The following is a 13712-nucleotide window of genomic DNA, read 5'->3' as shown; positions in this document are numbered from 1 at the left end:
TCGCTGCCCGGGGCGACCGACCCGCGCGCCGGACGAGAGGGACAGCACGATGGTGAACCGCGACGCCGTGGCACTCGACGACCCGGTGGGCGAGTCGCTCCGCGGCCACCACGCCCATCTCGCCCGCCGGCTCGGCCGGGCCACCACTTATGTGCCGGACGTGGCGACCTTCTGCGCGGTGTCCGCCGACCCGGACCCGGCCGAATGGGCCGACCTGGCCCGGCTGCTCGGTTCCGGTGAACTCGCCGACATGTTCAGCGGCCCGGCCACTCCGCCGCCGGACTGGGAGCCGGTCTTCACCCTCGAGGGCCGCCAGATGATCTGGTCCGGCACCGGCCGGTCCACGCCCCCTCGCCCGGAGGCCGACGCGAAGGTGCTCGAACTGGGCCCGGGCAGCGTGCCCGAGATGCTCGGCCTCGTCGAGCGGACCCGCCCGGGACCGTTCCGGCCGCGCACGCCCGAACTGGGCACCTACCTCGGTATCCGCGACAACGGCAGGCTGGTGGCGATGGCCGGGGAACGGCTGCGGCCCCCGGGCTGGACCGAGATCAGCGCCGTCTGCACCGCTCCCGAGGCACGCGGGCGGGGCCACGCCGTCCGGCTGATCGGCGCGCTCCTCGCCCGCATCGTGGAACGCGGCGAACGTCCCTTCCTGCACGTGGCCGAGGCGAACACCGGCGCGATCGCGCTCTACGAGCGACTGGGGTTCACGTCCCGCGGGCACGTGACCTTCCGCGGCTTCCGCACTCCATGACGGTCCCGGGCGCGTCGGGCACGACGCCCCCCGCTGCCATACGCAGGGCGCGGTGCCCGAGCCCCGGTGGAGCGATCAGGGCGCTGGTCGTCAGGGCGGCCCAGCCCAGGGCGGTGACGACCGCGCCCGCCCGGCGGAACCGGCCCGGCAGCGCGGTGCCGAAGAGGACGGCGTCCCCGATGTCCGAGGCGATGCGCACGGCGGAGGCCGTGACCAGCGCCGGACCTCGGGGAGCGACGACCATCGCCGCACCGCTCACGGCGTCCCGCACCGCCAGGGGGCGCAGCACCATGGCGGTGTGCGGGTCCACGTCACCGTGCGGGTCGACCAGCCCGCAGGGCCTGGCGAGCAGGCCCGGCCGGTACGCCGTCGCGGCCCCGTAGGCGAGGGTCGCCGCCCCGATGATCCGCAGTAGTCCGGTGCGCACTGTCGACACCTCCACACGTAGGCGACCTGTGTGTCGGGGCCCGGGTACCCGGGCCGCCCCGTCTCAGCCGCGAATCGCACCCGCCGTCACCGGGGGCCGCACGCGGCCGTCGTCAGCGCCGTCGCCGCGGCGATCACGGCGCGGGCGCGGGCGTGGGACGAGCGGGCGGGTACCGACCGTGTCGGCGTTCCCGTCGGCCAGCCGCCGTACGGGGCGCTGTGGGCGGCCGCGGACAACATCGGACCGAGCCGGCGACCCGGGATGACGGGCACCGGCGTCAGCGGCGCCGCTGGACCAGTACCTGGCTCTCACCGGTGATGGGCTCCTTGGCGAGGGTCCACCGCGCCCGGTTCAGGAGCCGCTCCTCGCCGTGGTCCGGGGAAACGGGCCATCGGCAGCGCCGTGAAGCTGTCCGGGCCGCTCTCCGCGCCGGAGCCGCCAGAGCCGCCGTGGCCGCCGGGCGGGGCCTCGCAGGCAGCGGTCGACGCCTCGCACACGGCGAGGACGAGGACCAGGGGGTGGCTCTTCGCACGGGGAGAGTCGATCAGTACGGAGCCCCCGAGCGCGGTGGTGGAGCACACGGTCCCGCCGCCGTGAGTCACTGCCCCGGCGCCGGGTCCCGCCGTCCCCCGAACGCCCGCAGGATGCCCTCCGCCGCCAGGGTCGCCGTCAACGTGCCTTCCCTGACCTGCTGTTCGAGGGCGGGGGCGGCCTCGCGCACGGCCGGATCCGCGTGCAGCCGGCCCAGCAGCTCGTCCCGGACCATCGACCAGGTCCAGTCGACCTGCTGGTCCCGCCGCTTGGCGGCGAGCCGGCCGGTGGAGTCCAGCAGCGTACGGTGCTGCTCCAGCCGCTCCCAGACCACGTCCAGGCCGGTCGACTCGCGGGCGCTGCAACTGAGCACCGGCGGCGTCCAGAACGCGTCCTTGCCGTGCATCAGCCGCAGCGCACCGGCCAGTTCGCGTGCCGCCGCCCGCGCGTCCCGCTCGTGCGGGCCGTCGGCCTTGTTGACGGCGATCACGTCGGCCAGTTCCAGGACGCCCTTCTTGATGCCCTGGAGCTGGTCGCCGGTGCGGGCCAGGGTGAGCAGCAGGAAGGAGTCGACCATGTCGGCGACCGCCGTCTCGGACTGACCGACGCCGACGGTCTCCACCAGGATCACGTCGTACCCGGCGGCCTCCATCACCACCATCGACTCCCGGGTGGCCTTCGCGACCCCGCCCAGCGTGCCCGCGCTGGGGGAGGGCCGCACGAAGGCGTCCGGGTCGACCGCGAGCCGCTCCATCCGGGTCTTGTCACCCAGGATCGAGCCGCCGGTGCGGGTGGAGGAGGGGTCCACGGCGAGCACGGCCACCCGGTGTCCCAGCGAGGTCAGCAGCGTGCCGAACGCGTCGATGAACGTCGACTTGCCGACACCCGGCACGCCGCTGATGCCGATCCGCCGCGCCCGGCCGCTGTGCGGAAGCAGCTCGGTGAGCAACTCCTGCGCCAGCGCCCGGTGCTGCGGGCGGGTGGACTCGACCAGCGTGATGGCGCGGGCCACCAGGGCCCGCCTGCCGTCGAGCACACCCTTCACATACGTGTCGAGATCGATCGCTGCCATACGCGGCTACTGCTCGTGGCCGAGGTCGGCCGACAGCCGCTTCACCAGGTCGTAGGCCGCGTCCGGGATCACCGTCCCGGGCGGGAACACGGCCGTGGCGCCCATCTCCAGCAGCGTCGGCACGTCCTGCGGCGGGATCACCCCGCCGACCACGATCATGATGTCCTCGCGGCCCTCCTCGGCGAGCTTCTCCTTCAGCGCCGGTACGAGCGTGAGGTGACCGGCGGCCAGCGAGGACACCCCGACCACGTGCACGTCGGCCTCGACCGCCTGCCGGGCGACCTCCTCCGGCGTCTGGAACAGCGGGCCGACGTCGACGTCGAAGCCGAGGTCGGCGAAGGCGGTCGCGATCACCTTCTGGCCGCGGTCGTGGCCGTCCTGGCCCATCTTGGCGACCAGGATGCGCGGCCGGCGCCCCTCGGCCTCGTCGAAGGCGTCCACCAGGGCACGGGTGCGGTCCACGGACGGGGACTCGCCGGCTTCGTTGCGGTACACCCCGGAGATGGTACGGATCTGGCTCGCGTGCCGGCCGTACACCTTCTCCAGGGCGTCGGAGATCTCACCGACGGTCGCCTTGGCGCGGGCCGCGCGCACGGCCAGCTCCAGCAGGTTGTCGTTGCCGTCGGCGGCCCGGGTGAGCGCGTCCAGCGCGTCCCGGCAGGCCTGCTCGTCCCGCTCCGCGCGCAGCCGCCGCAGCTTCTCGATCTGCTGGGCGCGCACCGAGGAGTTGTCGACCTTCAGAACCTCGATCTGCTCGTCGCTGTCCACCCGGTACTTGTTGACGCCGATCACCGGCTGGCGGCCGGAGTCGATGCGGGCCTGCGTGCGGGCCGCCGCCTCCTCCACGCGCAGCTTGGGGATGCCGGCGTCGATGGCCTGCGCCATGCCGCCCGCCTGCTCCACCTCCTGGATGTGCGCCCAGGCCTTGCGGGCGAGGTCGTACGTCAGCCGCTCCACGTACGCGCTGCCGCCCCACGGGTCGATGACCCGGGTGGTGCCCGACTCCTGCTGGATCAGGAGCTGGGTGTTGCGGGCGATGCGCGCCGAGAAGTCGGTGGGCAGCGCCAGCGCCTCGTCGAGGGCGTTGGTGTGCAGCGACTGGGTGTGTCCCTGGGTCGCCGCCATCGCCTCCACGCACGTACGCGTGACGTTGTTGAACACGTCCTGCGCGGTCAGCGACCAGCCCGAGGTCTGCGAATGGGTGCGCAGCGACAGGGACTTGCTGTTCTTCGGCTCGAACTGCGAGACCAGCCTGGCCCACAGCAGCCGGGCCGCCCTGAGCTTCGCGACCTCCATGAAGAAGTTCATGCCGATCGCCCAGAAGAACGACAGCCGGGGCGCGAACGCGTCCACGTCCAGACCGGCCTCCCGGCCCGCGCGGATGTACTCCACACCGTCCGCGAGGGTGTACGCCAGCTCCAGGTCGGCCGTCGCACCGGCCTCCTGGATGTGGTACCCGGAGATGGAGATGGAGTTGTAGCGGGGCATCCGCCGCGAGGTGTACGCGAAGATGTCGGAGATGATCCGCATCGACGGCTTCGGCGGATAGATGTAGGTGTTGCGGACCATGAACTCCTTCAGAATGTCGTTCTGAATGGTCCCGGCCAGCTTCTCGGGCGGTACGCCCTGCTCCTCCGCCGCCACGATGTACAGCGCCAGGATCGGCAGCACCGCGCCGTTCATCGTCATCGACACGGTCATCCGGTCCAGCGGAATCCCGTCGAAGAGCTGCCGCATGTCGTAGATGGAGTCGATGGCCACGCCCGCCATGCCGACGTCACCGGTCACCCGCGGGTGGTCGCTGTCGTAACCCCGGTGCGTGGGCAGGTCGAAGGCGACCGAAAGGCCCTTCTGGCCGGCCGCCAGGTTGCGCCGGTAGAACGCGTTGGACTCCGCGGCGGTGGAGAAGCCCGCGTACTGGCGGATCGTCCAGGGCTGGTTGACGTACATCGTCGGGTACGGGCCGCGCAGATACGGCGCGATGCCCGGGAACGTGCCGAGGAAGTCCAGGCCCTCCAGGTCACGGCCGGTGTACAGCGGCTTGACCCCGATGCCCTCCGGGGTCTCCCACAGCGGCTCCTCGCTCCCGGTCGCCCGCTTGACGGCGGTACGCCACTCCTCGGCGCTGCCGTCGACGGCCGGCGTCCCCAGCTCGATGCCGGAGAAGTCGGGGATTCCCATCAGGACACTCCCATGCGGTCGAGGGTCGCGGACAGCACGTCGATGGCGTCGCAGCCCGCGAAGACGTACGAGTCGACGCCCGGGTGCTCGGCCGGGCGGCCCGCCAGGAACACGTGCCGGGCGCCGGCCGCGCGCAGCGACTCGGCGGCCTGCCCGGCCTGTTCGGCGTAGAGCGCGTCGGTGGAGCACAGCACGGCCTCGGTGGCGCCGCTGTCCTCGAAGGCGCCCTCGGTGACCGGCTCGATGCCGCCCGCCTGGAACAGGTTCGCGGCGAACGTCGAGCGCGCGGTGTACTCGGCGGCCGAGCCGAGGGCGGCCAGGAAGATCCTGGGCCGGGAGCCGGTCGCCGCCAGATGGGCGTCGGAGCGGGCCCGCAGGGCCTCGAACGCCTCGTCGCGGCGCACCCGGGGCAGTCCGCCGGACGGCGGCTCGGGCGCCGGTTGGCGCTTCACCGGCTTCTCGCCGAGCAGCGGGAACTCGCTGACGCCGGTGATGGGTTCGCGCCGCTTGGCGAGCTTCTTGGAGCGCTCCGCCCAGGTCGTCGCCAGGTCCGTGCGGATCCGGCCCGAGCGCAGGCCCGCGGCCTGGCCGCCGTCCCGCTCGATCGACCGGAAGTACGCCCAGGCGGCCTGGGCGAGTTCCTCGGTCAGCCGCTCCACGTACCAGGAGCCGCCCGCCGGGTCGATGACCCGGGCCAGGTGGGACTCCTCCAGCAGGATCGTGGAGGTGTTGCGCGCGATACGGCGGGCGAACGCGTCCGGCAGGCCCAGCGCGTGGTCGAACGGCAGCACGGTCACCGAGTCGGCGCCGCCGACCCCGGCGGCCAGCGTGGCCACCGTGGCGCGCAGCATGTTCACCCACGGGTCGCGGCGGGTCAGCATCACCGGCGAGGTCACCGCGTGCTGGACCTGCGCGCCCGCGCCCGGCGCCCCGGCCACCTCGGCGACCCGCGCCCACAGCCGGCGCGCCGCGCGCAGCTTGGCGATGGTCAGGAACTGGTCGGCGGTGGCCGCGTAGCGGAACTCCACCTGGCCGCAGGCCGCCTCGACCGGCAGCCCGGCCTCGGTCAGCGCCCGCAGGTAGGCCACGCCGGTGGCGAGGGAGGCGCCCAGCTCCTGCGCGGCCGAGCCGCCCGCCTCGTGGTACGGCAGGGCGTCCACGGTCAGCGCGCGCAGGCCGGGGTACGTGCCCGCGCAGCGCTCGGCGAGGGCGGCGAAGGGGGCCATGTCCAGCGGGGTGCCGGTGCGGGCCTCGTGGCCGAGCGGGTCACCGCCCAGGCTGCCGCGCACCGTCCCGGGGTCGACGCCCTTCTCCTCGTACAGCCGCAGCAGCGCCTCGGCGGCCGCCTCGGTGTCGCGGCCGGCGTCCAGGACGACCGGCGCCAGGTCGAGGAAGACCCCGTCGAGCGCGCGGCCCAGCTCGGAGACCGGGATGCCGCCCTCGCCGAGCACCAGCCACAGCGAGGTGACGCCGTTCTCGAGGTCGGCCAGCACCGCGCCGTCGGCACCGCCGCCGAGCGCCGTGTGCCGCTGCCGTACGTCCCAGCCGCCGGCCGTGTTGCCCTCGGGGCGGCCGCCGCGCACATACGGGGCGAAGCCGGGCAGGCCGGGGTCGGGCGCGCCGTCGCGCGCGGTGTACAGGGGGCGGGTGCGCAGCCCGTCCTCGAGTGTCGTGGACAGGGTGTCCTCAACTGCCGCGCCCGAGACTTCCTTGCCCGACTTGCGCAGCACACCCTCGACCAGGCGGTGCCACTGCTCGTGTGTCGCGTCAGGGAACTCGGCGGCCAGTGAGAGCCCGTCGTCAGGCAGGACCGTCATGCTCGGATGCTAGGGCAGGGTCCTCATGTGGCAGCAGAGCGAGGGCTGTGACGTTTCCCTCTCTGCGGCTGTGACCTGCACCTCCCCAGGACCCGGCCGCCCGGTTTCCTACCGTTCGGGTGGCTCCCACCGGCCCAGTTCGGCCGGTCGCAGGTCCCGGGTGGAGAGCGTCTGCGGGTCCCCCGTGAAGGCGCGCAGGCGGAGCTTCGCGTCCGCCGTGGCCGGCAGCGCGAACCTGCCGGACGGCGCGCGCAGTTCGACGGACGCCGTGGTGTGCGCGGGGATCGTGGCCGGACCGCGCGTCAGGGACCAGTATCTGCTCATCCCATGGCTGGTGGTGAGCATGTAGTGCGGGGTGAGCGCGGTGTCCCCGGAGTTGGTCACCCGCAGGCTCAGCGTGGACAGCGACCGCGCCGTGGCCCGCCGCGCCGCCGTCACGTCCATCCGCAGCGGCGGCCGGCCCGTCACCGCGAGGGCCGCGCTCACCAGCGCGGGCAGCACCAGCAGGGCGGCCGCGCCGGCCAGCGCCGGCCGGCGGCGCGGGCCCCCGAGCCACCGGGGGCGCGGCTGCCAGGCGTTCGCGAAGTCCGACAGGGGCACGGTGACCGCCGCCGCGAGCCACAGCGGGGTCATCATCAGGTAGTAGCCGTCCTGGGACCGGGTCGCCACGTAGAAGGCGCACCAGGGCAGCACCGTCGCCGCCGGGCCCAGCCGCCGTACGAACAGCACGTACAGCGCCAGCAGCGCGGCGGCGAGCAGCGCGCTCGCGTGTCCGTACCAGTCGAGGTGGTCGCTGCCGTGCGTGAAGTACAGCGAGACGTCCACCAGGCCCTGGCCGTGCAGCACCGCGCCCTGCGTCAGGGGCAGCGCGATGCCGCCGAGCCAGGGTCCCGGCTCGTGCACGATGAAGTAGGTGTTGACCAGCAGCCATGTCGTCGCGGCGATCCCGAGGATCCGCGCGCAGACCGCGGTGGCCGCACGCCCGCCCAGTTCGCCGCGGCGCACCGCGTGGATACCGGCCAGCAGGAACGGCGCCACGAACCACGGCAGTTGCTGGGTCGCGCAGGCGGCGCCCAGGCACACGGCCCGCGCGATCCCCGGCGTGCCGAGCCGGCCGCCCCTGCCGATGCGCGGCCAGCCCACCACCACCGGGATCAGCAGGACCATGGCCGGGATCGCCGGATAGCCCGAACGGGCGTACCCCGGCAGGAAGCCGAAGCCGAGGCACGCCATCGTCGCCGCCGACCGCCAGGGCACCGGCAGCAGCCGCCACAGCAGCACCGCGCCGGTGATCAGCGCGATCGTCGCCGCCGCCGTCGCCGGAGCGCCGCCGCCGCCCACCCACAGCAGGGGCGCGGCCAGCAGCGGGGCGAGCGGGGGATAGCCGTACGTGAGGTCGTAACCCCCCTCTATCGTCGGCGTCAGCGCGACGTTCGGGCCGTGGAACAGCCAGGGCCAGGGCTGCCCGTACATCGGGTGCCCGGCGACCAGTTCCCGCGCGGCCTGGGCGGTGAGGACCGCCTCGTCGCCGCCGGCGTGGTTCAGCGACCAGGCGCAGGCGGTGAGCGTGAGGGCGGTCAGCAGCACCACGAGGTCGAGGCGGGCCAGCGAGCGCGTCCGGCGGACCGTCAGGGCGAGGATCCCGCCGGCCAGGATCGAGACGTAGCAGAGCGAGACGACCGCCACCAGGAAGAGGTTGTGGGTCGCCGCCTGTGACCACAGTGACCGGGTCCCGATGAAGAGGCTCACATCGGCGAGCAGGGTCAGGACCCGGTGCCACTGCGCGGGGCCGCGGAGGTCGTCGGTGTGACGTCCCGGGGCGGTGGACATCGCCGGCCGTGTCCACCGCCCGGGTGTCACCTGCTGTGTTTCTGCCAAGTGCACGGCACCGGACGCTAGCGGCGGCTGGTGAGCGAGGCGGGGAACGACATGAAGAGACCGGTGTGAGGGCGGTAAGAAGGGGGTTTATTCGTACATGTGCCGGATGGAACAGGACGCATGAGCGGTCGCGCAGTGTGTCGCTGTTGGGCTGAACGGGTGACTTGGCGTAAGAATTGGCTGGTGCAGGCATTGGGTGCTAATCAGGTCAGGTGGAGCCGGTGAGCCGTTACGACGTCACCGATGAACAGTGGGAGGGGCTCGCCCAGGTCGTGCCGCTGCGGGGCCGGGACGCCTGGCCGTCCGCGGTGAGCCACCGCTCGCTGCCGGACGCCGAGACCGAGACGCGGCGCCGGTTCGTCGTCCTGCGGGTCAACGTCTTCGCGGACGCCCGGGACGTCGCCGAGACGCTGATGGCCGGGGCGCCGGTGCTGCTGGACCTGTCCGGCGCGGAGGGCGAGGTCGCCAGACGTGTCCTCGACTTCAGCACGGGTGTCGTCTTCGGCCTGGGCAGCGGGATGCACCGGGTCGACCGCAACGTCTTCCTGCTGACGCCGCCCGGCACCGAGGTCAGCGGGCTGATGGAGGGCGCGGGGATGGCGGAGGGCTGAGGCCGCCGCCGCGCGGTGCGCGGGTGGTCCCCCGATCGTAGGAAGGTGCGGCGGACAAAACGGTTCGCCGTCCTGGCGGAGGCCTACCGTCCGCATATGGCCGTCCCTCCCGTGTCCACCGGTTTCCCGCCGCCTTCCGGCCCCCTGGAACCACCTTCCGAGCCCCTCGGTCCGCCGCCCACCGTCCCGGAGTCCCCCCGGGTGCCGGGGCGGGGCGGGCCGTTCGCGGGCGGCACCGGGGAGCCGTCCCTCGGCTCGCTCGACGTGCGCGCCCGCGTCACCGAGTTGCGGCTGTCCGCCTTCGCCGGGCACCGGCGGGCCGCGTTCCCGCTGGGCGCCGTCACCCTGTTCGCCGGGCCCAGCGGATCGGGCAAGTCGACCGCGCTCGCGGCGTACGAGGCGCTCGCCCGGCTCGGCGGTGGGGCGCCGCTCGACGAGGTGTTCCGGGAGCCGGTGGCCTGGGTGCCGGAGCGGGCGCGGCCCGACGCGCAGCGGCGCCGCGGGTTCCGGATCGGCTGCACGGCCGACGGCGCCGGGGGACCGGTCCGGCTCGACGTCGCCGTACAGGCCGAGCCGGAGCTGCGGATCGTGGGCGAACGGCTGACGGCGGACGGAGTGGTCCTGCTGGAGACCGCCCTGCGTGACCCGGGCCGCCGGGCCGTCCAGGCCGCCTGGCACACCGCGGGCGCGTCCCCGGTGACCCGCGCCCCGCTGCCCGACGACCGGCTCGGCACCCCGCTGCTGCCGCTGCGGGTGGCCGGCAAGACCGACGGGCAGCGGCGGGTGCTCGCCGCCGCCGAGCAGATGGTCGTCGCCCTGCGCTCGGTCTTCCCCTGCGACCCGCGCCCCAAGTGCATGCGCGCCCCCGTCCCCACCGGATCGGGACGGCTCCTGCCCGGCTGCGACAACCTCGCCGACGTGTTGTGGCGCACCCGGTCCGAGTGCGGCCGCCGGCACGCGGCGCTTGTCGAGGCCCTGCGCGGCGGCTGCGCGGGTCCGGTGGCCGACCTGGTTCCGGAGCCGCTGGCCGACGGCACCGTACGGGCGCTGCTCGACCGGGGCGACGGCTTCCGCACCGAGCTGGCCCGGCTCGGCGACGGCGAGCTGCGCTACGTCGCGCTCGCGCTGGTGCTGCTGACCGGGCCCGGCGTGCTGGCCGTGGACACACCCGGCGAGGTGCCCGACGCGCTGCGGACCCTCACCGTGCTCACCGACGGCTTCGACCGCGGCCTCGACCCGGCCCAGCGGCGCGCGCTGCTGCGGACGGCGGCCCGGATGGGCGACCGGGGCCACATCCGCTGTGTCGGAGCCGTCAGCGACGCCTCCTGGGCCGTGGGGACCGAGGGGGTCACCGTGGTACACCTGAGGCCGTGACGGAACACCCCGACCTGGCCGGACTCCAGCGCAGACTGGCCGAGTTCGCCGCCGCGCGCGACTGGCGGCCCTACCACACCCCCAAGAACCTGGTGGCCGCGCTCAGTGTGGAGGCCTCCGAACTGGTCGAGATCTTCCAGTGGCTGACACCCGAGGAGTCGGCCCGGGTGATGGACGACCCGGGCACCGCGCACCGGGTCCGGGACGAGGTCGCCGACGTCCTCGCCTATCTCCTCCAGCTCTGCCAGGTCCTCGGCGTCGACCCGCTGGCCGCCCTGTCCGCCAAGATCGACCGCAACGAGGAGCGTTTCCCGGCCCCGGGGCCGGACGCCGCCGACTGACGGAGCGCCATCCTCCGCTATCACTCTGCGGAGTCACGACGCGCCCCGAATCCGAATTGTTGTCCACAATTTCCCGCCCATCTCTGGCTTTACGTCTCAGGCGCCCTCACTCTGGGTAGTGAACAAGGGAGTTCACGCGGGCGCGCGAGGACGCACGGCGGACTGGACGGGGGCAGCGCATGGATGCGGTGCGACTCATCGGGATGAGCAGGCGGGCCCTGGTCCAGGGCACCGACCGGCCCGAGATCATGGCCGAGGTGTGGCAGGCGCAGGCCCTGGCCCAGGCGATCGGCAGCCGTCTCGCGGTGTCCGGCCCGCCGGAGCTGCGGGGCGAGGCGCTGGGCCTGACCGAACTGGCGGGCCGGGGCTGCGGCGTCCTGGACGCCCCGGAACTCGACCTGGGCGACCTGCGCGCCGCCCAGCTCACCGAGCTGGACGACGCCCGGCAGACCCTGCTCTGCCTCGGCGGCCTGCTGGGCGAGGTCGGCATGGCGCTGGTCGGCATGGCCAGCTCCGCGACCGACGAGACGGCGTACTGGCAGTGCATGGAGGCCATCGACGCGGCGGACGAGTCCCGGGACCGGGTCCTGGAGATGCTGCGCAAACTGGCCGCCCGGGTGGAGGTGTTACCCGAGGGCGCGGAGGACAGCCCGTCGGGCGTGTGACCAGCCGGGCCGTACCGACTCCGCGCCCGCGACCACGGGATTCACCTGATCGGGACGGCCGTGCCCGGCGGTACCGATGAGGCCGGCGGGACCGGGGCCGTGCAGGATGGGTGTATGGACCTTCGAATCTTCACCGAGCCCCAGCAGGGGGCCACGTACGACACCTTGCTCACCGTGGCGAAGGCCACCGAGGATCTTGGCTTCGACGCGTTCTTCCGCTCCGACCACTACCTCCGGATGGGTAACGTGGACGGCCTGCCCGGCCCCACGGACGCCTGGATCACGCTGGCCGGCCTGGCCCGCGAGACCAAGCGCATCCGCCTGGGCACCCTGATGACGGCCGGCACCTTCCGCCTGCCCGGCGTGCTCGCCATCCAGGTCGCCCAGGTCGACCAGATGTCCGGCGGCCGGGTCGAACTGGGCCTCGGCGCGGGCTGGTTCGAGGAGGAGCACAAGGCGTACGGCATCCCGTTCCCCAAGGAGAAGTTCGCGCGCCTGGAGGAACAGCTGGAGATCGTCACCGGGCTGTGGGCCACCAAAACCGGCGAGACCTTCGACTTCCACGGTACCTACTACGACCTCACCGAGTCGCCCGCGCTGCCCAAGCCCGCCCAGCCGAAGATCCCGGTGCTCATCGGCGGCCACGGCGCCACCCGCACCCCGCGCCTGGCCGCCCGTTACGCCGACGAGTTCAACATCCCGTTCGCCTCCGTCGAGGACAGCGAGCGGCAGTTCGGCCGGGTGCGCGCCGCCGCCGAGGAGGCGGGCCGCGGGGCCGACGCCCTGACCTACTCCAACGCGCTGGTGGTGTGCGTCGGCCGGGACGATCAGGAGGTCGCCCGCCGGGCCGCCGCGATCGGCCGCGAGGTGGACGAGCTGAAGGCCAACGGCCTGGCCGGCTCCCCGGCCGAGGTGGTCGACCGGATCGGCCGCTACGCCGAGACCGGCTCCACCCGCCTCTACCTCCAGATCCTCGACCTCCACGACCTGGACCACCTGGAACTGATCTCCTCCCAGGTCCAGACCCAGCTGTCCTGACCCGCCGGCCCCTCCGGCCATACTGGGTGGAGGGGCCGTCCCTCTCAGGACGGCGGCCGAGGAGAGCGATGGGCTACTCGCGTACGTGATGAGGTTCCGGGACGAAGAGCCGGTGAGCACCTCGCACCGCTTCACGCTCTCAAGCCGCGTCAAGATGGCACGTAGGCGCTGCAGTTCGTCCGCGCCGGTGGTCACACGACGAGGGTGTTCATCCCGCTCGCCGGTATGCGACCGACTTTCGGTAGCGGCATCGGGCCCAATCCAGGGCTCGGGAACACGGTCATGGGGCGACCGCGTGGACCAGAAGCGTCCCGATGTGCCCAGGCTGCGGTGCGTCGAGGATCTGCGCGGTGGCCGTGACGAAGCCGGCGCGGATGAGCAGGCGCTCCCACACAACCGGGCGGTAGCTGTAGCGGTAGGCGAACATCGCCTTGCCCGCGAAGCCTCCCTTGTACATGCCCTGCGGGCCGTAAGCGCCGGGGATGCCGCGGCTGGGAGTCCTCCATGATCTTCGGACTTCTCCAGACTCCGGACTACGCCCGGTCGATCTTCACGAGATACGCGGAGCTACAGCGATCGCCACGTGACACCGAGGAAGCGGTCCGGTCTCGCATGAAGCGGCAAGAAGCGCTGTACGACTCCTCGAAGCGCTTCCACCTCATCCTGTGGGAAGCCGCCCTTCACGCCTTGATCTGTCCGCCGTCGGTGCTCGCGGCCCAGCTTGATCGCCTCGCAGGAGCCATCGGTCTGGACACCGTCGAGCTGGGAATCATCCCGCTGTCCGCCTCGCTCAAGATCCCCCCGGCCACCGCCTTCTGGATCTACGACGACCGCCAGGTGATCGTCGAGAACTGGCACGCGGAGTTGTGGATCGACGACGAGGTGAGCGTCGACACGTATCTGCGGACCTGGAGAACGCTCCGCGAGTCCGCCGTGTACGGCGCTGACGCGCAGAACCTCGTCAGTGCAGCAAGACGAACGTTGCTCTCGTGCTGACGCCTGTCCGGCATAAACGTGAGTGGC

The 13712-nt window shown here is 73.1% G+C and carries 11 protein-coding genes and 2 pseudogenes; 7 read left to right on the top strand and 6 right to left on the bottom strand.

Annotation, left to right across the window (positions count from 1 at the left end):
• Nucleotides 1-49: 49 nt before the first annotated feature.
• Nucleotides 50-754 carry a GNAT family N-acetyltransferase gene (locus ACFVVO_RS05840; protein ID WP_390052025.1) on the top strand — a complete coding sequence of 235 codons (705 nt, stop codon included), beginning with the start codon at nucleotides 50-52 and terminating at the stop codon, nucleotides 752-754.
• Here the strand turns inward: ACFVVO_RS05840 and ACFVVO_RS05835 are convergent.
• From ACFVVO_RS05835 to ACFVVO_RS05815, 5 genes are all read right to left on the bottom strand, one after another.
• The gene (locus ACFVVO_RS05835; protein ID WP_390052024.1) at nucleotides 708-1181 is read right to left on the bottom strand and encodes a hypothetical protein; all 474 of its coding nucleotides are present in this window, start codon (nucleotides 1179-1181) and stop codon (nucleotides 708-710) included. The genes ACFVVO_RS05840 and ACFVVO_RS05835 overlap by 47 nt on opposite strands.
• Before the next feature lie 598 nt (nucleotides 1182-1779).
• Nucleotides 1780-2784 (bottom strand): methylmalonyl Co-A mutase-associated GTPase MeaB, encoded by a 1005-nt coding sequence (meaB, locus tag ACFVVO_RS05830; RefSeq protein ID WP_390052022.1) that lies wholly within the window; start codon nucleotides 2782-2784, stop codon nucleotides 1780-1782.
• Between the two features lie 6 nt (nucleotides 2785-2790).
• Nucleotides 2791-4965, bottom strand: coding sequence for a methylmalonyl-CoA mutase (gene scpA, locus ACFVVO_RS05825; protein ID WP_390052020.1), 2175 nt, complete (start codon nucleotides 4963-4965; stop codon nucleotides 2791-2793).
• Nucleotides 4965-6782 (bottom strand): methylmalonyl-CoA mutase family protein, encoded by a 1818-nt coding sequence (locus ACFVVO_RS05820; protein ID WP_390052018.1) that lies wholly within the window; start codon nucleotides 6780-6782, stop codon nucleotides 4965-4967. Before ACFVVO_RS05820 ends, scpA begins: the two co-directional genes overlap by 1 nt.
• Nucleotides 6783-6890: 108 nt before the next feature.
• On the bottom strand, nucleotides 6891-8612 hold the full coding sequence (locus ACFVVO_RS05815) for a hypothetical protein (protein WP_390052016.1): 1722 nt from the start codon (nucleotides 8610-8612) through the stop codon (nucleotides 6891-6893).
• A 269-nt stretch (nucleotides 8613-8881) separates the two neighbouring features.
• On the opposite strand from ACFVVO_RS05815, the gene ACFVVO_RS05810 reads away from it, so the two are divergent.
• From ACFVVO_RS05810 to ACFVVO_RS05790, 5 genes are all read left to right on the top strand, one after another.
• Nucleotides 8882-9271, top strand: coding sequence for a cell division protein SepF (locus ACFVVO_RS05810; RefSeq protein ID WP_390052014.1), 390 nt, complete (start codon nucleotides 8882-8884; stop codon nucleotides 9269-9271).
• 96 nt (nucleotides 9272-9367) lie between these two features.
• Nucleotides 9368-10645, top strand: a complete 1278-nt coding sequence (locus ACFVVO_RS05805) for an AAA family ATPase (protein ID WP_390052012.1) — start codon at nucleotides 9368-9370, stop codon at nucleotides 10643-10645.
• A complete protein-coding gene (locus tag ACFVVO_RS05800) occupies nucleotides 10642-10986 on the top strand; it encodes a nucleotide pyrophosphohydrolase (RefSeq protein ID WP_390052010.1) in 345 nt (114 codons plus the stop codon). The genes ACFVVO_RS05805 and ACFVVO_RS05800 overlap by 4 nt, the downstream gene beginning before the upstream one ends.
• A 179-nt stretch (nucleotides 10987-11165) precedes the next feature.
• The gene (locus tag ACFVVO_RS05795; RefSeq protein WP_390052008.1) at nucleotides 11166-11651 is read left to right on the top strand and encodes a DUF6099 family protein; all 486 of its coding nucleotides are present in this window, start codon (nucleotides 11166-11168) and stop codon (nucleotides 11649-11651) included.
• Nucleotides 11652-11765: 114 nt separating this feature from the next.
• Nucleotides 11766-12689: an LLM class F420-dependent oxidoreductase gene (locus ACFVVO_RS05790; protein WP_390052006.1), complete on the top strand. Its 924-nt coding sequence runs from the start codon at nucleotides 11766-11768 to the stop codon at nucleotides 12687-12689.
• 280 nt (nucleotides 12690-12969) lie between these two features.
• Here ACFVVO_RS05790 and ACFVVO_RS05785 read toward each other — a convergent pair.
• Nucleotides 12970-13173, bottom strand: a pseudogene (locus ACFVVO_RS05785) (SAM-dependent methyltransferase); the annotation flags it as partial.
• A gap of 2 nt (nucleotides 13174-13175) precedes the next feature.
• On the opposite strand from ACFVVO_RS05785, the pseudogene ACFVVO_RS05780 reads away from it, so the two are divergent.
• Nucleotides 13176-13685: pseudogene (locus tag ACFVVO_RS05780) on the top strand (DUF5753 domain-containing protein); the annotation flags it as partial.
• Nucleotides 13686-13712 lie beyond the last annotated feature (27 nt).

Origin of the sequence: Streptomyces sp. NPDC058145, from assembly GCF_042884245.1 — a bacterium.
GTDB lineage: Bacteria > Actinomycetota > Actinomycetes > Streptomycetales > Streptomycetaceae > Streptomyces.
This window is presented reverse-complemented; position numbering and strand designations above follow the sequence as displayed.